Source organism: Candidatus Tisiphia endosymbiont of Piscicola geometra, assembly GCF_964026415.1.
Taxonomy (GTDB): domain Bacteria; phylum Pseudomonadota; class Alphaproteobacteria; order Rickettsiales; family Rickettsiaceae; genus Tisiphia.
Genome location: NZ_OZ032144.1, coordinates 1188129 through 1207332 on the forward strand (window position 1 = coordinate 1188129; position 19204 = coordinate 1207332).

A 19204-nucleotide genomic window follows, 5' to 3' on the forward strand; every position below is an offset into this window, starting at 1 on the left:
TTAGATAGTTGTTTCCTAGAAGAGTATACACCTAATAACTCAAAATCAACATATCTCGATCTATTCTGAAACCTTTAAAACGCTCTAATAACGACATGCCTAGTAACGATACGTCAAGACCGCCAGTACCTATGTGAGCTTCAACATTTCTAAAAAAAGCTCCTCTACCAATCTCAACACTATTTAATCTCACGGGAGCAGCCCTACTCGTACCATTAGCTGTAGAGTAAGTTCTGGTGTAATTTAGTTTTGATAAGTCAAATCCCAGCATTTTAGCATCGTTAGTAGTAAGGGCAACATCACTTGCTCCGGTATCAATCATAAACTTAATCTTTACCCCATTTACTAGTGCATTAATATAAAAATGCCCATCGCTACTACGACTAATCACTAATTCCCCTTGTTTATTGACCCAATTATATGATGGTATTAGTACGGATATGACTCTTTGAGCGGCGTAATTTAACTCAAACTTGAAAGCATAACTAGTAATTATAATTAAGAAAATTCCGCCCCAAGTTAATAATTGAATAGAGAGTATCCTTATACCTTTTTGACTAAAGGAATTATAAACTATACTGATAATCACCAAAATCATTATAAAACAAGTTATACTTTTTTGGTTATCCCAAGAAAAAGCAGCAAATTGTGCAGCTACTAGTTTACGTACACAGAAAGTAATGACAATACTAATGCATAGAATAATTATTAACTTTATAAGACTTTTATTACTCACATTAAATCACCTATATTCTCTAAAAATAATCTTGCTCTATGAGATTTGGGTTTTTCAAAAAACTCTACTGCCGGCTGATCAGCTAAAACTTGTCCGTGATTCATAAAAATGATCCTATCCGCTATCGCTTTGGCAAATTTAATATGGTGAGTAACAACAATCATCGTCATTTGACTTTTTAATAAAGAGATAATTTCAATAATATCTTTAATATTTTCAGGATCTAAAGCTGAAGTAGGCTCGTCAAATAACATTATTTCTGGATTCATCATCAAGGCTCGGCAAATCGCCACTCTTTGTTTCTGTCCCCCAGATAAATTGACAGGAAAGGCGGTAATTCTTTGTCTTAAACCAAATTGTTCTAATAATTTCTCTGCCTTAGCAATGGCAGCCATTTGCTTCATTCCTAAAATATTAACAGGAGCATATATTAAATTATCTTGGACATTTAAGTGCGGAAAAAGATTAAACGCTTGAAAAACCATGCCAATTTTAAGACAAAGTTTCCTTTTATTTTTTTGCGTCAATTTTTTGTCATCGATTAACACATGCCCACTGGTGGGAACTTCTAAAGCATTGATAATTCGCAATAAAGTAGATTTACCACTACCAGAAGATCCTATAATCGCTATAGTTTCTTTTTTCTTGAACTCAAGACTAATATCTTTAACAGCATAGGTTTTGCCATAATTTCTTGAAACCTTATCGAGTATTATCATATACTCCTAATAATTTGAAAAGTTGATAGACCTACGTGAATTCGGGATGAGAATTAACTAATTTTTATCCCGAATTGGGGTAACTCAGGTTTGTTAAACTATAAATTTGTAACCATCATATAGAGGTTTTATATTACTTGGCAATATTTTTGATATCTCATGGTAATCAATAAAATGATTCATATTCGTTAATAATATTTGTTGAGGTTTATATTCATCGTTCCACTGTAAAACTTTATCTAATCCTGCATGGCAATCATTAGATTCATACGCCATACAGTCTAATATCCAAACATTGATATTTTTCAAGAATGGTTTAGATTCTGCCGGAAAAGCTAGCACATCACTAGAATATACAAAATCATCCATTCTAATACCTAAACTATCTATAGGACCATGATGTTGTCTGAAGAATTGTACATCTATGGTATTAATTTTAAATTTTGCAAAAAAATCTACCGGTCTTGCAATCAGTTTGTCCGGAGCAAATAAATGTTGGTGACGATTCTCAGTTTTCAATGCTGTGCTACTGTCAGAAAAAATTTCTAGTGGTATTTTTTGGAAAAATGGAAATACACGTAACTCATCAATACCGTTAACATGATCTGCATGATAATGGGTTAATATAGCACCATCCAATTTTTTAATCTTTTCTCGCATTAATTGATTCTTGATATCAAAACCAAAATCAACAAGAATTTGACTATTACCATCATCGATGTATATTGATGATCTAGTTCTTTTATTGTAACTTGAAGTAGAAGTGCATATATTGCAATCACAATTAATTATCGGCATACCAAGTGATGAGCCACATCCTAGCACTGTTATTTGTAGCATATACTTAAACCAAACAAAATTGAAATTGAAAATGTTTGAACTTTTATATAATTTCCATGGTCTTAATCAAGAGATATTCTTGTGGATCAATAGAATTACTAACCATTTTAGCATAATAGCTTATATTCTACAAATTATCTCTTATTGTTTTAATATTACCAACTTTGCTATCGTTTATTTTATATATTGTGGATATTTCTATATCCAGTTAAAAAAGATTCAAGATTTTAATCAGCGTCAGATCAAATTTTGGTCTATATATAATAAAATGGTAATGATTGGTATAATTTATGCTATATTCGGTTGTACTTATGCTCTATTTAAGTTTTCGGTTAATATACCTAGACCATTTTGCTCATTACCTCTTAATAGTTTTGTAACAATTGCTAATGTTGAAGTTGAAAGATGTTTATCCAGTTTTCCAAGCAGTCACTCCGGATTAGCATTAATGGTATCTTACTGTATTTGGTCATATATAACAATGTGGCAAAAAATTATAGCCTTTTTGATTGTTTTATTAGTGGCAGTCTCACGTATTACTCTTGCTATGCATTACCCAGCTGATATTATTTATAGTTTCCTTATCACCATAATGATTATAGTGGTTAGTAAAATGATTTTTAAAATTTTTACCAACAATTTAATAAAATGGTTTGGTGAAAGGATTCTTTCTCTATTATATCATTATTTTCTAGACCACTAATATAATTAGTGATTTTTATTTTGAATAAATTTCACTTATGTTTTATAGTAGTAAGATACTAAAAAACTCTTATATAGCTTCAAATTTATGCAAAATATGGAAATTATTGAGACTATCTCTACATCCGTATCATGTTTTGGCAAAGAACCACCTTTTGATCATCCAAGAATTTATTTGAAGATTGATTCAACCAAAGGCTCTATTGTGTGTCCTTATTGTAGTAAAACATTTGTGTTAGTAAGTAATGAAGATAAAACTCCTGTCAGATAGTACTATAAACCGCATCGCTGCTGGGGAAGTAATTGAACGACCAGCTTCGGTAGTAAAAGAATTAGTTGAGAATGCTATTGATGCAGCTAGCACTAAGATAGATATAAGCTTACAGCAAGCAGGGAAAAATCTTATTATTATTTCTGATGACGGAATAGGCATGTCTGAAGAAGATCTAAAAATTGCTGTAGAACGTCATACTACTTCTAAACTTGATGAGTCAGATTTACAAAATATTCACACTTTTGGCTTTCGCGGAGAGGCATTACCTTCAATAGGTTCTGTAAGTAAGATGTTGATTACTTCAAAGGCACGTGGGGCTGATAGGGCTTATCATATACAACTTAGCGGTGGGCATAATAGAGAGATTAAACCTACCATTCATAACGAGGGTACTAAGATTGAAATACGTGATTTATTCTTTGCCACCCCTGCAAGACTAAAGTTCTTAAGATCTGATAAAACTGAATTGGCAGCTTCGGTTGATGTAATCAAGAAAATTGCATTAGCTCATCCTAAAATCAGTATTAATTTATCTCATGATGGCAAAAATATCATAAAAGTAAAAGGTCAAGATGGAAATTTTGATGATCTGTTAAAGCAAAGAATAATTGATATATTGGGTTATGATTTTATTGAAAATTCTGTCCATATTAATCTACAAAGACCGGAAATATCAGTATATGGCTTTACCAGCATTCCTACCTTTAATAGAGCTTCTGCTGAGGATCAGTTTTTATTTGTTAATAATAGACCCGTTAAGGATAAATTACTACAAATCGCTCTAAGACTAGCTTATCAGGATTATTTAGCTCGGGATAGACATCCAGTTTCAGTTTTGTTTCTACAGATAGATCCCCACATGGTCGACGTTAATGTACATCCTGCCAAAACAGAAGTAAGGTTTCATGATCCGGGTACTATACGGGGATTACTAATAAGCTCTATCAAAGATGCCCTTGCCACTAGAAGTCATATGGTGTCAACGAATGTTGCCACAACTGCCTTAGGTCTTTTTCGAAATACTACTACTAACTTTGTTAAAACAAATAAGGCATTTCAAAAGAACCCTGCCTCTTCTTCTGACAAAGTATATCCAAATGGTTTAAGTATATCTGATAATATCAGTACTTATAAGGCTCAAAATTTAACCATCCCTAGGCACAATGATAGTTCTAATGTTCAGCAACAATTAATAAAGACAGACCCACATGCTAAAGTAGAAGTGCTAGAGGATGATATCCTAGACCTAGATTGTAATAATAAACCTCTTGCAAAATTCACTTCTACTAGGGAATCTGCAGGAGGATTGAAACCTCATCCTTCAAGCAGTATGGCAAATTCCGTTATGGATTCGAGTCTAGCACCATTGCCTAAATTACCAGCAGAAGTAGAGTTATGCAAAAAACCTAATGTGCTACTCGGAGCAGCGAGAGCCCAACTGCACGGCACTTATATAATATCACAAACAGCAGATAGTATTATTATCGTAGATCAACATGCAGCACATGAGCGTTTGGGATATGAGAAAATTAAGCAAATGATAAGTAACAATGGCTTAATTAAGCAACGATTACTCATGCCTGAGATAGTAGAATTACCGGATGTCAAAAGAGCTGATTTATTGTATAATAAAAAGGATGATCTTTCTAAATTAGGTTTAAGCCTAGAAAAATTTGGCGAGCGATCTATCATTGTATCAGAGAGTCCAAGCTTACTTGGAAATACCGATATAAACCGACTTATCCAAGACTTGGCAGATAATTTATCTGATCTTGGTGAAAATATTTCCTTGATTCAATTGATTGAACATGTTACAGAAACCTATGCATGTCATTATGCTATCAGAGCAGGTCGTAAATTATCTTCTGAAGAAATGAATGAATTATTAAGACAAATGGAAAAAACCCCATTTTCTGGTCAGTGTAATCATGGTAGACCAACTTACATCGAACTCAAACTCAAAGATATTGAGCGATTATTTGGACGTAGGTAACCTGAGGTTAGGTAGGTTTTAAACTGTATAAAAAAATAATATAATGTCTAACTATAATAATATATTTGATAATCACATAACTAGAATTAAACAAGAAGGCAGATATCGTGAATTTGTTCCTGTTCAAAGGCAGGCAGATAACTTTCCGTCTGCTTGGCATGGTGATAAAGAAATTGTTATGTGGTGTATCAATGATTATCTTGGTATGAGTAAGCATCCAGATGTTACCAAAGCTGCTCTAGAGGCTACAACCAAATATGGAATTGGTTCTGGTGGCACAAGAAATATAGGCGGCAATAATAGCTGCATAATAGAATTAGAGCAAGAACTAGCAACCCTACATAATAAAGAATCAGCTTTAGTATTTACGTCCGGTTATGTTGCCAATGATACTACCCTTGCAACACTGGCAAAAATAATGCCTAATATAGTTTTTTTCTCAGATGAATTAAATCACGCTTCTATTATTTCCGGTATCTGTAACTCAAAAGCTGAAAAACATATTTATCGACATATTGATATTCAACATCTTGAAGAATTACTCAAAGGAGTGGATATTAATAGACCAAAGATTATTGTTTTTGAGTCAGCTTATTCTATGGATGGATTATTTTCTCCCATAGAAAAAATAGTGAACTTAGCTAAAAAATATAATGCTTTAACCTTTATTGATGAAGTACATACAGTGGGTCTATACGGCAAGCATGGTGCTGGCATTGCCGATCTTCAGGGTTGTGCTGATAAAATTGATATGATCCAAGGAACGCTTGGTAAGGCTTATGGCACTATTGGTGGTTATGTTGCAGCCAATCGTCAAATTATCGATTCTATAAGGCTTACTGCACCAGGTTTTATATTCACCACCTCTCTACCCCCAGTTATTGCTTCAGCAGCAACTGCCAGTGTTCGTCATTTAAAAAATTATAATATAGAGAGGGAAACTTACCAAAAGGTAATAGCCAAGGTAAAAGAATCTTTTGATAAAGCTAAAGTGAATTATTTTAAAAATGATAGCCATATTATACCAATAATTATTGGTGATCCAATTAAAGCCAAACAAGCCTCTAATATGTTGCTAGATAACTATAATATTTATGTTCAGCATATTAACTTCCCAACAGTACCACGTGGCACAGAACGTTTAAGAATCATCCCAACACCTAACCATACCGACCAAATGATTCATGACCTCACCACAGCCCTTGTTGAAATTTTTAGTACTCTCGATATATCACCATCAATCAATTCTTACTCTATAATAAAATTACCTTTACACCCTGCAGCGTAGCATAATTGCAATCAGTAGTTAATGTACATAGTAGCATTAACTACCAAAGATGCCATTCCTACTTGTCACTATGTCATCAACCATGATTTTAATAGCAGGTGTAGCAATAATAATTCTTCTTACTAATACATTTGCTTCGATCGATTTCTAAAGAAAATAATGTATAATAGACCTCTTTCGAAACTCGCTTGTGCGCAAGGGTGTGAAGGAGACGCTTCACCTCGAACCGCAGCGTACTCTAATTCCGTTACGGATTCGAGTACCGCATCATTGTCCAAATCACCAGCAGAAGTAGAGTTTCGAAAGAAGTCTAATGAAAATTATTAAGAAATGAACTAACATGACCACAATATAACACTGAATTCGATGTAACAAGTTACATCGAATTCAGGTTAGCGGTAGATATAGCGGATATAGACATACAGGTCATGGTCGAAATTTTGTTAGACCTATGTTGTTTGTAGCTGCTATGGCTGCTAGAAATTCTAACTCTGAACTGAAGGTATTTTATGAAAAATTGATCAATAGAGGAAAAAAGAAAATGGTGGCGATGGTAGCATTAATGCGGAAAATCATTGTGATTGCAAACGCTAAGTTACGTTGAAGAATTTTGTGTGTATTACCTGCCCATTAACTTAGCAATAGTTTTATTAGCTTCTTCTAGCTCCTGTTTAGTATTTACTCCAAGCACTATGTCGTGGTCTGAAGATAGCAAATATGATACTTTTTCTCCGCTATCCTTAGCTATTTTTACAAGGGCGGTCAAATACAACTCTTTTGATCTATCAACCTTACCTAAAAAAATACTAGGTAGATATTTTTTTAATATACCAGCTTCAAAAGCCATAATACCAGAATTACAAATTGTTATAGCTTGTTCTTCACTCGTTGCCTCTTTAAATTCCACAATTTTTAAGAAATATCCTAGTTCATCAGTAACTATTCGTCCATATTGCCCCGGGTTATCACGTCTAAAGCATAACGTTGTAATGGCTGAATTGGTAGAAACTAGGTGGTCTAGTAAATCATTAATAATATTTGCGGTGATTAAAGGATTATCTCCGTACAGCACTGCTACAATTTTATTATCGTCAACTAAGTCTAAAGCAGTATATACTGCATGAGCAGTACCAAGAGGTTCTAGCTGTAATGCAAATTTACAAACCTCCTTATAAGAAGAGGTATATTCTTCTAATTGCAATGAACGAACTAAAATGATATCGTTAGTCACTTTGTTAGCATTTGTTATCACCCTATCAAGCATAGGTCTACCACCAACTTCGTGCATTACTTTTGGTAACGAAGATTCCATTCTTCTCCCATTACCGGCAGCTAAAACAATAACTTGGCAATCCATATTAAGCATCTTTCATAGTTTCATAAATTGCGTCAGATAATTCATAATTACCAAAAACTTTTTGCACATCATCACTTTCTTCTAAAATATCCACTAATTTTAATAGCTTCTCTGCTTTATCATTATCTTCTATAATTATGGTATTTTTAGGCACCCAACCTACGTAAGATTCTTCAGGATGTCCATATTTATTGGTCAGAAAATCAACAGCTTGCATAAAGTTCTCAATATCCGTGTAGATTAAATATGTATCTTCTTCAGAAATCACATCTTTTGCCCCAGCCTCTAGGCTACTGTCAAACATAGCTTCTGTTGTTGCTAAATTTGCCGGATATTGTATTACTCCAAGATGATCAAACATATAACTGCTACTTCCAGTTTCACCTAAATTACCACCAAATTTGCTAAAAGCTGCTCTAATTTCCGCAGCCGTACGATTTTTATTATCAGTTAAAGCCTCTATTATTATCGCAATCCCACCAGGAGCAAAGCCTTCATATCTAATTTCTGTATAATTTTCATTATTACTCGAATCACTTGCTGCACTTATTGCCTTATCTATTCGCTCCTTTGGCAAATTTTGACTACGAGCTGCCGCTATACTACTTCGCAATCGTGGATTATTGCTTATATCAGCCCCTAGTTTAGCAGCAGTAATAATTTCTCTAACTAACTTAGTAAAAATTTTTGCTCTTTTCTTATCTTGTGCACCTTTTCGGTGTTGAATATTTTTAAATTTTGAATGACCAGCCATATTGTAATCTTAAATCATTTTAAAAAATCTACTCATTATAGCTAAACTAACGCCTCTTCGCAATGACGGAGCAACGCTAATCAGGTTAGCTATAGTAGCCGAATCGTACCAAAAGGCTGCTTAAAGTCAATAATAAATTCTTCAAATTATAGAAGTAATTCTTGAAACCCATCTTTGATCGAATAAGTATGCACATTAGTAGCACCAGCATATTGTGTTAATAACCTTGTCATTTCATGCATTTGTTCTTGTAACAACTGATTTCCATCAAAACTAAAAATTATTGTAATAAGATCAGTTGTTGAGTCCTGAATTAAGGCCTTACTTGAATCAGATGTAGGGCTGCCAAATGGTCCATCCTGATCACATAACACGGGTAAATGCTCAAGATTAATTGCCCTCTTTGTAGTACCAATATAAGTTTCCCCTAGTTTTCCTGGTCGAAATTCAATATCTCCTGATAACTTAGATAAATCATAAGATCCTACAGACCGTAATGAAGTAATAGAAATATAATTATTTATGTCTACAACCGTATTAATTTGATATAATCCCTTATCTGAAAGAATTCTTTTTAATAAAGCTTCATTAGAGCCCGGGTAACTAGAAACTTTTACCCCTAAGTTCTTGTAAGCATCGCGTAAAGCTTTAATAGGAATTAGTTCACTAATTGTTTTAGGAGCATGTTTTTTTTGACTTTTGCCACTATCTTGCAACAAATCCCATAAGCTTTGGTTTAATGAACTTACTTGCACCTTTGCTGTAACAACTCCTAATACTAGAACCCCTCCTGAGGCTTCCATCAATTCTTTGCTGATACTTATTCGTCTGTTAAACTCTCGTACCACACTTTTCATAATTGAATCTCCAATAATTTAATAATAAATTCTTCAAATTTTTTTACCATCCCATATTTTTTACTTTAATAAAACTACATATCATCTTATTATTGTCTAACTATAGCATATGGAGTTAAGCCCACTAAGTATTATTTATGAAAAAATTTATAATTTTATATCTTTTATTTGCTCACGATTGCTTAGCATCAGAACCTCAGGCGTGGCAAATGTTGCTACAAACTCCAGCAAGCCCTCTTATGGAGGAGCTACAAGGGTTTCATAATTTCCTGCTACTCATATCAGGAGGGATAGTTGTCTTTATTTTCGTTTTACTAATGTATGTTTGTATTAGATTTAGTGCCAAAGCCAATCCCATTCCAGCAAAATTCTCTCATAATATATTGATTGAAGTTATTTGGACGATAATTCCTATAATAATTTTGGTTATTATTGCTGTACCATCGTTCCGTATTTTACGGTTTGCCGAAAAAATCCCTGAGATAGACATGACGGTTAAAGTTGTAGGATATCAATGGTATTGGCACTATATCTACCCTGATCATGAGAATATTGAATTTGATAGTTATTTAATTACTGATGAAAACTTAAAACCTGGTCAAAAAAGATTATTAGAAGTTGATAACCGTATTATCATACCAGAAAATACTACAGTAAAATTTCTAATTACGGCAGGAGACGTCATACATAGTTTTGCAGTACCAGCACTGGGCATAAAGATGGATGCCGTTCCTGGAAGAATCAATGAAACTTGGACTAAAATTAGCAAAAAAGGTGTGTATTATGGTCAGTGTTCAGAGCTTTGTGGTATTAACCATGCTTTTATGCCGATTGCCATTGAAGTGGTAAGCAAGGAAGAATTTCAAAACTGGTTGATTATGGCAAAGTCAAAATTCTCTATGAATATGAAGACTAACAAAAAATTAGCCTTCAAATAAATTAAATAAAAGAGTTACTATGGTACATTTCAACAAGCATTATCCCCATCTTTACGCAAAACAGGTTAAAGAAACTATATTTTTAAAACATTTTATTCATAATCCTAACATAATGGTAGGTGATTATAGTTACTATCATGATAGCCACTATCCAGAACAGTTTGAACGTAATAATGTTATAGGTTGTCATCAGTGTAAATTAATTATCGGTAAGTTTTGTGCTATTGCCAAAGGAACTACCTTCATCATGGATGATGTAAACCATCTCATGGATGGTTTTTCTACTTATCCATTTTTTATTTTTGAAGGTTGGAATAATTATACTCCAACTTGCAACAAAGCTAGAAGTACAATAGTTGGTAATGATGTGTGGTTTGGTACGAATTCAGTCATTATGCCAGGAGTAACAATAGGAGACGGAGCAATTATCGGAGCATATGCAGTGGTCACCAAGGATGTACCACCCTATTCTATAGCTGTAGGTAATCCTAGTAGAATTATTAGAAAAAGATTCTCAGAAGACATAGTAGACAAATTAGCACAAATAAAATGGTGGGACTGGGATTATGATAAAATTACTAGAAATATCGAAGTCATAGTAGGTGCAGATATTGATCAACTTAAAGAATGTAAATAGTAACCATTATGACACTTAAAGATAAAGCCTCTATTAGACCTCTTGCAGAAGTAATATCTGATCATCACGAAACCCCTAAGGGGTTACAAAGATGGATTTTCTCCACCAATCATAAAGATATTGGCATAATGTATATTATATTCGCCATATTTGCTGGACTTGTTGGTGGATTATTTTCTGTTATTTTTAGGTTAGAACTAGCAGTACCCGGTGGGCATCTACTAGGTGGTAATTATCAGCTATACAATGTATTAATTACTGCTCATGCGATAATTATGGTATTTTTCATGATTATGCCAGCTTTATTTGGTGGATTTGGTAATTACTTTGTACCAATTTTAATAGGTGCCCCGGATATGGCTTTTCCTAGGCTAAATAATATAAGTTTTTGGCTACTTGTCCCTGCTTTTATATTATTAATGCTGTCAGGTTTGGTTGATGGAGGAGCTGGTACTGGCTGGACACTGTATCCTCCTCTAAGTAGTCTAGTAGGGCATCCTGGGGCTGCTGTCGATATGGCTATTTTAAGCTTACATCTTACAGGGCTTTCCTCCATTCTTGGTTCAATTAATATGATTGTCACTATCTTTAATATGAGAACTGATGGTATGGGGTTATTTGAAATGCCCTTATTTGTTTGGTCAATTTTGGTTACTGCCTTCTTGCTGATACTAGCAATCCCGGTACTAGGCGGTGCAATAACCATGTTATTAACTGACCGAAATTTTGGTACTACTTTCTTTAAACCAGAAGGGGGTGGAGATCCAGTATTATTTCAGCATTTATTTTGGTTCTTTGGTCATCCAGAGGTATATATCGTAATATTACCGGGGTTTGGGATAGTCAGTCAGGTCATCTCTACTTTCTCCCGTAAACCGATATTCGGTTATTTTGGTATGGTGGTAGCTATGGTAATTATAGGATTTGTTGGCTTTATAGTTTGGGCTCACCATATGTTTACTGTTGGTCTTTCGTACAATGCATTAATATATTTTACTGCTGGTACTATGATTATAGCTGTACCTACTGGTATCAAAATCTTTAGCTGGATTGCCACAATGTGGGGAGGATCAATTACTTTTGAAACGCCTATGTTGTTTTCCATAGGGTTTATCTTGCTATTTACTATTGGCGGAGTTACCGGCATAATATTATCAAATTCAGCAATCGACAGAATTTTACATGATACATATTATGTTGTAGCACATTTCCATTACACCATGTCGCTTGGGGCTTTATTTACCGCATTTGCTGGGTTCTATTATTGGTTTGGTAAAATGTCAGGGCGGCAATATCCTGAGATGATGGGCAAAATACATTTTTGGGTTACCTTTATCGGTGTTAATTTGACATTCTTTCCTCAGCATTTTCTAGGATTAGCTGGGATGCCAAGAAGAATACCGGATTATCCGGACGCCTTTGCTGGCTGGAATATGGTATCATCTATCGGAGCAGTTATTTCCTTTATTGCAGCTCTTTATTTTGTATTTATTGTTATTTATACTATGAAATATGGCAAAAAATGCCCAAATAATCCTTGGGGTGATGGGGCTGATACCCTTGAATGGTCAGTATCATCTCCACCACCATTTCATACTTTTGAAACATCACATAAAGGAAACTAATTTTATGAATGAATATATCTATTGTGGGTTTTGGCGAAGATCTATTGCTGTAGTTTTGGATCGAATTTTCTTAATTATTTTTCTTCTAATTTGTATTATTATGATACTACTAAGTAACCTTCCACTAGCCGATACACTATCTGATTCTTTCATTTCGACATCAATAATACTATCATTAACAATATTATATGATCCAATATTTGAGTCATCTTCAATACAAGCAACTCTTGGTTGCTATATTTTAGGTATGAAGATCATAAACGAGGATGGTACGCGAATAAGCTTTTTAAAATCGTTGATTAGATTTATTATATTAGCACTAATAAGTAGTACTGTAATATTGGGGATTATAAGTATTATCTGCATGATATGTACTAATAAGAAAAAGTTTCTACATGACATGATTTGTGGTACTCGCATGGTAAAGCGATAAGGTTAATATGATACAAAAAAAACCAGTAATAGGGATTACTCTAGATTTGGCTAATAATTCTGAAAAGTATGCCTATGCTCCTTTTCCTTGGTATGCAATTAGACAAAATTATGCAGATAGCGTTATAAAAGTTGGGGGAATCCCCTTAATGCTACCCTATCAATATGATACAATTGAAGTGATGCTGTCAATTATCGATGGGCTAATTATTCCCGGTGGCGATGAGGATATTCACCCTAAATTTTATGGTCAAGAATTCACTTGTGATAGAACAGCTACCAACGAGCAACGTGATAATTTTGAGTTACTACTTATCCAAAAAGCTCTAGAAAAGAATATGCCATTCCTTGGAATATGTCGTGGTATGCAGATGTTAAATGTAGTATGTGGTGGCAACCTTATCCAGCATATACCTGATTACATAAAGTCACAAGCAGGGGTAACTACAACTATTAACCACGAGCAGCCTGCTCCCAAACATACATTATCGCATTCTATAACGATAGAACCAAACACTATTCTTGCAAACTTATCGGGAAATAAGCAAACTTGTATGGTTAACTCGAGCCATCATCAAGCAGTAGGAAAAATAGGCAAGGAGCTCCAAGTTGCAGCAACAGCACCGGACGGAATAATTGAAGCAATTGAGTCAATAAATCACAAATTTGTTATAGGAGTAGAATGGCATCCTGAATATTTAAACCCTAATGATTTAGATTTAAATTTATTTAAAGGATTAATCGAAGCTATAGCTAAACTGGAAAGGTTTTAGCCAAAGAACCGCCTATTAGCAAGGGAGACGATGAAATCGCCGACGTGGCGATCTCATGAAGTAATATCTGCCTTTGTTAGGTGACCTCTAGGTGATTTGAGTACTACTTCACAAGATTGCCACGTTGCCGCTTCTTGCAGCGGCTTCTCGCAATGACGATTTAAGCCTTACAATAGCACTTCGCTAATAGACGATTTTTTAACTTTTTTCATCATTCAATATGTGATTTTAATTATTAAAATCACATATTGAATGGAGTATTATATTTTAACAATCAGGTGGGCAGCCGCTTCAAACCTGATTGTTTCTATATATAATACTGAATTCGATGTAACAAGTTACATCGAATTCAGGTTAACTAGAACCTAACATAAACCGATTTAAAAATTCAAAATCTTCAGTTTCTAGACATAAAATTTCTGGTAAATGGACTCGAGCAGTAAAGTTATTATTTATATACCCTTTGCCTTTCAAGTGTTGGCGTTGTGGCACGATGGAACTTCGCGTAGGAACAACGATTTGACTACGCCTAGTCTGCTCACCACTTGTACACCTAGCCAACTCTTGAAATTCATCTTGTATACTCACTTTAAGCAGTAAAATTATTCTTGTATTACTACGTTCAGGGCTAATACGGTTTTTAAGCAAATCAACGATTTGACATAGTTCATAATGATTTTGTGGATAGAGTTTTATCTCTAGTCGTTCTTCATTCATTATATCGTCAATAGTTGTGAAGCTTTTAGCGATTAACCTTGTTCCTCCAGCATCCTTAAACAAATCACAGTTTGCCACAACTAGACATTGAATGTCAAGTAAGTGAACAAAATTTTTAAGTATTTCTTCACTATAAATAGTTAATTCGAAAATACCAAACTGATCAGATAGTTGTAAGGTTATAAACCTTCCACGAGATGACATACGTGAATCTTTTTTTTGTATTACCCCAGCTATCCTTATCTGCCTACTAGAAGTAGCACCACTATCATTTTGTAAGTCAAGTGATGTTGCAATATTAAGCCTAGCTAGCAAATCTTGATATCTTGATAATGGATGTAGCGTAATGAATAGTCCTAATACTTCAAATTCATAAGAAGAGACAGTATTATTATCAAGTGGTTCTGCTTCAATTAACACTTGTTGACTTGCAGAATTTACCTTAATCAGGCTAAATTGATCAGAAACTTTTTCTGCATGATAGGAAGAGGCGTAAGCTAAAAGTTTAGCGATACTTAACAGTAACTGATTACGATTAGAATGTAACGTATCAAAACACCCGGCTTTAATAAGATTCTCTAATAATTTTCGATTAATAGATTTAAGCGATAGCCTCTCAATAAAATCTATAATATTTCTAAACTTACCATTTTTAACTCTTTCTTCTGCTAATATTTTGCCAAAAGTAGCTGTGACACTTTTGATAGCACCTAGGGCATAGATGATAAATGTCTTTCCTTCTTCATGAGTAGTACTAAAATAACCAGTGGAAAGATTGATATTAGGAGGAATAATAGTAATATTGTTATTTCTAGCTTCTTGCATGAATAGATTGATTTTATCATGATTATTTAATTCAAGATTTAAACAAGCTACCAAAAATTCGGCTGGGAAATTTGCTTTCAGATAGGCGGTTTGATAAGATATTACACCATAAGCTGAGGCGTGTGCTTTATTAAAACCATAGCTAGCAAATTTAGCCACTGTTGTAAAAATAGACTCTGCTTGCTGGCGTGAAATATTGTTAGCTATTGCACCTTTAATAAAAGTTTCTTCTTGCTCTGCCATTTCAGATTTTATTTTTTTGCCCATGGCTTTACGAAGTAAATCTGCTCCACCTAAGCTATAGCCGGCAATTACTTTGGCAATTTCTAAGACCTGTTCCTGATATATAACAACTCCATAAGTCTCTTCTAAAATTGGTTTAAGCATCTCATGCAAGTAATCTGGTAGCTGCAAACCGTGCTTACAAGCAATATAAGTTGGGATATTATCCATAGGACCAGGGCGGTATAATGCTCCTAACGCTATTATATCTTGGATGGAGTCAGGCTTAAGACGTCTTAAAGCATCCTGCATTCCACTACTTTCAAACTGGAAAACACCGGTAGCTCTGCCACTACACAGCAGTTCATAAGTTTTTTGATCATCAAATAGCATATTACTAAAATCAATATTTACGCCTTGTTGTTTTAATAATTCTAGACATTTAGTAATAACAGTCAGAGTTTGCAGACCTAAAAAATCAAATTTAATTAAACCAGCAATCTCAGCATATTTCATGGAATATTGTACTACCAACATATCCGAATTTAGGTCTTTATAAACTGGTAATATTTCTACTAAATCTTTGCCAGCTATAACGATTCCCGCTGCATGTGTAGAAGCATGCCTGTTAAGTCCCTCAAGCACTAAGGATGTATCCAATACTTGTTTTATTAGCTCCTCTTGACCATCTAAATTATATAGACCGCTGCCATGGGCGGCGTTGTTCAACTCCTTTACTTCCTTTATAGCCTGATTTAATGTAACGGGAGTAACAGCATTAAATGGCACAAGCTCAGTTAGATATTCGGCATATTTATAAGGCAAGCCAAGAACTCGTGATACATCTTTGATAACAGCTTTTGCCTGCATCTTACCAAAAGTGATGATTTGACCAACTTTATTATCCCCGTATTTAGAACGTACATAATTAATAACTTCTTCTCGCCGTTCTTGACAAAAATCAATATCAAAATCTGGCATTGATATACGTTCAGGGTTTAAAAAACGCTCAAATAGTAGACCAAATTTAATAGGATCGAGATCAGTGATAAGAAGACTCCAAGCAACTATTGAACCTGCCCCAGAGCCTCTACCAGGTCCTACCATAATACCTTGCTCTTTACTCCATTTTATGAAGTCAGAGACTATAAGAAAATAGCCAGCAAAATCCATCCGACAAATAATATCTAGTTCGTAATTAAGACGAGTTAGATATTGTTGTTTAATATCTTGCTGTTTATCTATGGCAATATTTTCCCATTTAAATTTTGTATCAAGTCTTGATAGTAATCCCGCTGTGGAGTTTTGCTTAATTAGATCTATTTCATTAATATCTAGACTAGAGAAATTTGGTAACATTGGTGGATTAGCATGTGCCATAAAATGGCATCTTTGGGCTAAATGTACGGTATTTTGTACAGCATCAGGTAAATCACTAAAAAGTTCTAGCATTTCTTTTGGTGATTTAAAATAACAACCAGTACTAACCTTTTTACGATTCTCCTCTTCTTTACTAACACCAGCAGATATACATAATAATACATCATGTGCATCATGTGCATCATGCATGTTAACATCGCTAAACAATACTTTGTTGGTAGCAATTAGTGGAATACCAAGGTCATCGGCTATTTTTATATAATTTGCTTCTATAGATTGTTCTATTGCTAAATTATGCCGCATAATCTCAAAATAGAAACGATCACCAAAAATGCTTTGTAGCTTAGTGGTCCAAAAAATGGCTAATTCTTCGTTTCCATCAATCAGGCTTTTACCAATTATCCCATCAGTATAAGCGGATAAGATAATAAGCCCTTCCTGGTATTTAACTAAATCATCAAAAGTAATATGATTACAAATTTTGCGATCATTTTCAGTGAAACTAGCACTAACTGCTTTTAGTAAATTTTTGTAACCTACCTCATCTTTAGCAATCAGCACCATTTCACCAAAATTATCTTTAGTAAAAGCAACGTTTACAATTGCCCCATTTATAGGTTGTACTCCTGCCCTGCAGCTAGCTAGAGCAAACTCTAGTGAGCCAAATAAGTTACCCTTATCTGCTAAACAAATCGCTGGCATTTTGTGTAATTGTGCCAGCTCTACTATACGATCAATTGTTAAGGCACTCTCAAGAAATGAATATGAGCTTTGTACTCTTAAGTGAATAAAATCAAACTTCATATTGCGTACCAATAAGATAATATTTAAACCCAAGAGATTTTAGCATATCTCCGTCAAGAATATGCCTGAAATCAATAATTATAGGAGATTTAACTTGATGGCGAATAAGCGACCAATCTAAATCTTTAAACTCCAACCATTCAGTTGCCACTAAAATTATATCACTATTTTGACAAGCACTAAGTGCTGAATCGGCAAAAAATATATTTTTTAGCTCTTTTTTAGCATTATCCATACCTATTGGATCGAAGGCTATAATATTAGCTCCTTTATCAACTAGAATTTTGATGATTTTAATAGAAGGGCTGCTTCTAATATCATCTGTACCAGCCTTAAAAGTAAGACCCAATACGGTAATATTTTTATTAGTCAAATTATCATTTATGATATGATCAATCCTATCCGCCATATCATAGGCTCTCTGATCATTACTACTTATAACAGAATTAACTATTTGTAAGTTACATTGATAATGCTCCGCTATTTGTGAAAGTGCTAAGAGATCCTTAGGAAAACATGAGCCACCAAATCCAGGACCAGCATTTAAACATTCTTTACCTATTCTCTTGTCGAGTCCCATAGCAATCGATAGTTCTTTGATATTTGCCCCAGTCCTCTCACATAAATTTGCCATTTCATTAATAAAAGCAATCTTTGTTGCTAAGAAAGCGTTTGAGGCATATTTGGTAAGTTCTGCCGTAACCAAATCAGTACATATAAGAGATATATTCTTTGTAGTCAAAGGCAGGTAGATCTTTTTTAATAAATCTTCTGCGTGTTTATTATTTGTGCCAATTAATATTCTATCAGGGTTTAAAAAGTCATCTACAGCAGTACCTTCTCTAAGAAATTCAGGATTTGAGGCAATAGGAAATTTAAGATTCCTTTTTTTTAAATAATCAATAATTTGGTTACATGTTGTTGGAGGTACAGTTGATTTAATAACAATCAAACAATCATCGTTGATCCATTCACATAAATTATCGATAGCAGTAAAAATATGTTGTAAATCTGCCTCCCCTGAAGGTAGTGGTGGTGTTCCTACTGTAATAAATACCGCTTGGGCATTTCTTAATTCAGCCGAGTAGTTGGCTGTAAACTTCAACTTACTAGACTTTACTAATGGCGGTAGGTACTGAGCTAATTTTGGTTCATAAATTGGTAAAATATTTTTTTTAAGCTGATCGATTTTAGAAATATCGGTATCTAAGCAAGTAACGTCGTGTCCTAAGTAACTCATCATTACGCCAGATACTAATCCAACGTAACCAGTACCTATAAAATGAAGTCTAATATTCATAAATAATTTTCAAATTTTTTTCAGTATATAC

General features: G+C 34.1%; 17 protein-coding genes and 1 pseudogene. 10 read left to right on the forward strand and 8 right to left on the reverse strand.

Translation table 11 applies throughout. The features are described 5' to 3' along the window. Nucleotides 1-31 precede the first annotated feature (31 nt). From AAGD26_RS05690 to AAGD26_RS05700, 3 genes are all read right to left on the reverse strand, one after another. Nucleotides 32-736, reverse strand: coding sequence for a TIGR02281 family clan AA aspartic protease (locus AAGD26_RS05690; RefSeq protein WP_341751449.1), 705 nt, complete (start codon nucleotides 734-736; stop codon nucleotides 32-34). Continuing rightward, the gene (locus tag AAGD26_RS05695; protein ID WP_341751450.1) at nucleotides 733-1455 is read right to left on the reverse strand and encodes an amino acid ABC transporter ATP-binding protein; all 723 of its coding nucleotides are present in this window, start codon (nucleotides 1453-1455) and stop codon (nucleotides 733-735) included. Before AAGD26_RS05695 ends, AAGD26_RS05690 begins: the two co-directional genes overlap by 4 nt. Before the next feature lie 93 nt (nucleotides 1456-1548). Next, on the reverse strand, nucleotides 1549-2295 hold the full coding sequence (locus tag AAGD26_RS05700) for an MBL fold metallo-hydrolase (protein ID WP_341751451.1): 747 nt from the start codon (nucleotides 2293-2295) through the stop codon (nucleotides 1549-1551). Nucleotides 2296-2326: 31 nt separating this feature from the next. Here AAGD26_RS05700 and AAGD26_RS05705 point away from each other — a divergent pair, with 31 nt between their 5' ends. The 5 genes and pseudogenes from AAGD26_RS05705 to AAGD26_RS05725 all read left to right on the forward strand — a co-directional run. Next, on the forward strand, nucleotides 2327-2998 hold the full coding sequence (locus tag AAGD26_RS05705; protein ID WP_341751452.1) for a phosphatase PAP2 family protein: 672 nt from the start codon (nucleotides 2327-2329) through the stop codon (nucleotides 2996-2998). Between the two features lie 96 nt (nucleotides 2999-3094). Beyond that, nucleotides 3095-3268 (forward strand): zinc-finger domain-containing protein, encoded by a 174-nt coding sequence (locus AAGD26_RS05710; protein WP_341752326.1) that lies wholly within the window; start codon nucleotides 3095-3097, stop codon nucleotides 3266-3268. Further along, nucleotides 3243-5264: a DNA mismatch repair endonuclease MutL gene (mutL, locus tag AAGD26_RS05715; protein WP_341751453.1), complete on the forward strand. Its 2022-nt coding sequence runs from the start codon at nucleotides 3243-3245 to the stop codon at nucleotides 5262-5264. The genes AAGD26_RS05710 and mutL overlap by 26 nt, the downstream gene beginning before the upstream one ends. Before the next feature lie 43 nt (nucleotides 5265-5307). Beyond that, nucleotides 5308-6552 (forward strand): 5-aminolevulinate synthase, encoded by a 1245-nt coding sequence (hemA, locus tag AAGD26_RS05720; protein WP_341751454.1) that lies wholly within the window; start codon nucleotides 5308-5310, stop codon nucleotides 6550-6552. A gap of 394 nt (nucleotides 6553-6946) precedes the next feature. Continuing rightward, a pseudogene (locus AAGD26_RS05725) lies at nucleotides 6947-7156 on the forward strand (IS110 family transposase); the annotation flags it as partial. 15 nt (nucleotides 7157-7171) lie between these two features. Here the strand turns inward: AAGD26_RS05725 and AAGD26_RS05730 are convergent. From AAGD26_RS05730 to AAGD26_RS05740, 3 genes are all read right to left on the reverse strand, one after another. Continuing rightward, a complete protein-coding gene (locus AAGD26_RS05730) occupies nucleotides 7172-7918 on the reverse strand; it encodes a sugar phosphate nucleotidyltransferase (protein ID WP_341751456.1) in 747 nt (248 codons plus the stop codon). Further along, nucleotides 7911-8663: a YebC/PmpR family DNA-binding transcriptional regulator gene (locus tag AAGD26_RS05735; protein ID WP_341751457.1), complete on the reverse strand. Its 753-nt coding sequence runs from the start codon at nucleotides 8661-8663 to the stop codon at nucleotides 7911-7913. Before AAGD26_RS05735 ends, AAGD26_RS05730 begins: the two co-directional genes overlap by 8 nt. Before the next feature lie 146 nt (nucleotides 8664-8809). Then, a complete protein-coding gene (locus AAGD26_RS05740) occupies nucleotides 8810-9520 on the reverse strand; it encodes a B3/4 domain-containing protein (RefSeq protein WP_341751458.1) in 711 nt (236 codons plus the stop codon). A 137-nt stretch (nucleotides 9521-9657) separates the two neighbouring features. Here AAGD26_RS05740 and coxB point away from each other — a divergent pair, with 137 nt between their 5' ends. Genes coxB through AAGD26_RS05765 form a run of 5 tightly spaced genes read left to right on the forward strand, consistent with a single transcriptional unit; the run spans nucleotide 9658 to nucleotide 13925 of the window. Continuing rightward, nucleotides 9658-10458: a cytochrome c oxidase subunit II gene (gene coxB, locus AAGD26_RS05745; protein ID WP_341751459.1), complete on the forward strand. Its 801-nt coding sequence runs from the start codon at nucleotides 9658-9660 to the stop codon at nucleotides 10456-10458. 19 nt (nucleotides 10459-10477) lie between these two features. Further along, entirely contained in the window at nucleotides 10478-11095 is a 618-nt protein-coding gene (locus tag AAGD26_RS05750) for a CatB-related O-acetyltransferase (protein WP_341751460.1), read from the forward strand. An 8-nt stretch (nucleotides 11096-11103) separates the two neighbouring features. Continuing rightward, nucleotides 11104-12720 carry a cytochrome c oxidase subunit I gene (gene ctaD, locus AAGD26_RS05755; protein WP_341751461.1) on the forward strand — a complete coding sequence of 539 codons (1617 nt, stop codon included), beginning with the start codon at nucleotides 11104-11106 and terminating at the stop codon, nucleotides 12718-12720. Between the two features lie 4 nt (nucleotides 12721-12724). Beyond that, nucleotides 12725-13153 carry an RDD family protein gene (locus AAGD26_RS05760; RefSeq protein ID WP_341751462.1) on the forward strand — a complete coding sequence of 143 codons (429 nt, stop codon included), beginning with the start codon at nucleotides 12725-12727 and terminating at the stop codon, nucleotides 13151-13153. A gap of 10 nt (nucleotides 13154-13163) precedes the next feature. Continuing rightward, nucleotides 13164-13925: a gamma-glutamyl-gamma-aminobutyrate hydrolase family protein gene (locus AAGD26_RS05765; protein WP_341752327.1), complete on the forward strand. Its 762-nt coding sequence runs from the start codon at nucleotides 13164-13166 to the stop codon at nucleotides 13923-13925. Between the two features lie 354 nt (nucleotides 13926-14279). Here AAGD26_RS05765 and dnaE read toward each other — a convergent pair whose 3' ends face one another. Continuing rightward, the gene (gene dnaE / locus AAGD26_RS05770; protein WP_410520612.1) at nucleotides 14280-17873 is read right to left on the reverse strand and encodes a DNA polymerase III subunit alpha; all 3594 of its coding nucleotides are present in this window, start codon (nucleotides 17871-17873) and stop codon (nucleotides 14280-14282) included. Then, on the reverse strand, nucleotides 17863-19167 hold the full coding sequence (locus AAGD26_RS05775) for a UDP-glucose dehydrogenase family protein (protein WP_410520643.1): 1305 nt from the start codon (nucleotides 19165-19167) through the stop codon (nucleotides 17863-17865). Before AAGD26_RS05775 ends, dnaE begins: the two co-directional genes overlap by 11 nt. Nucleotides 19168-19204 lie beyond the last annotated feature (37 nt).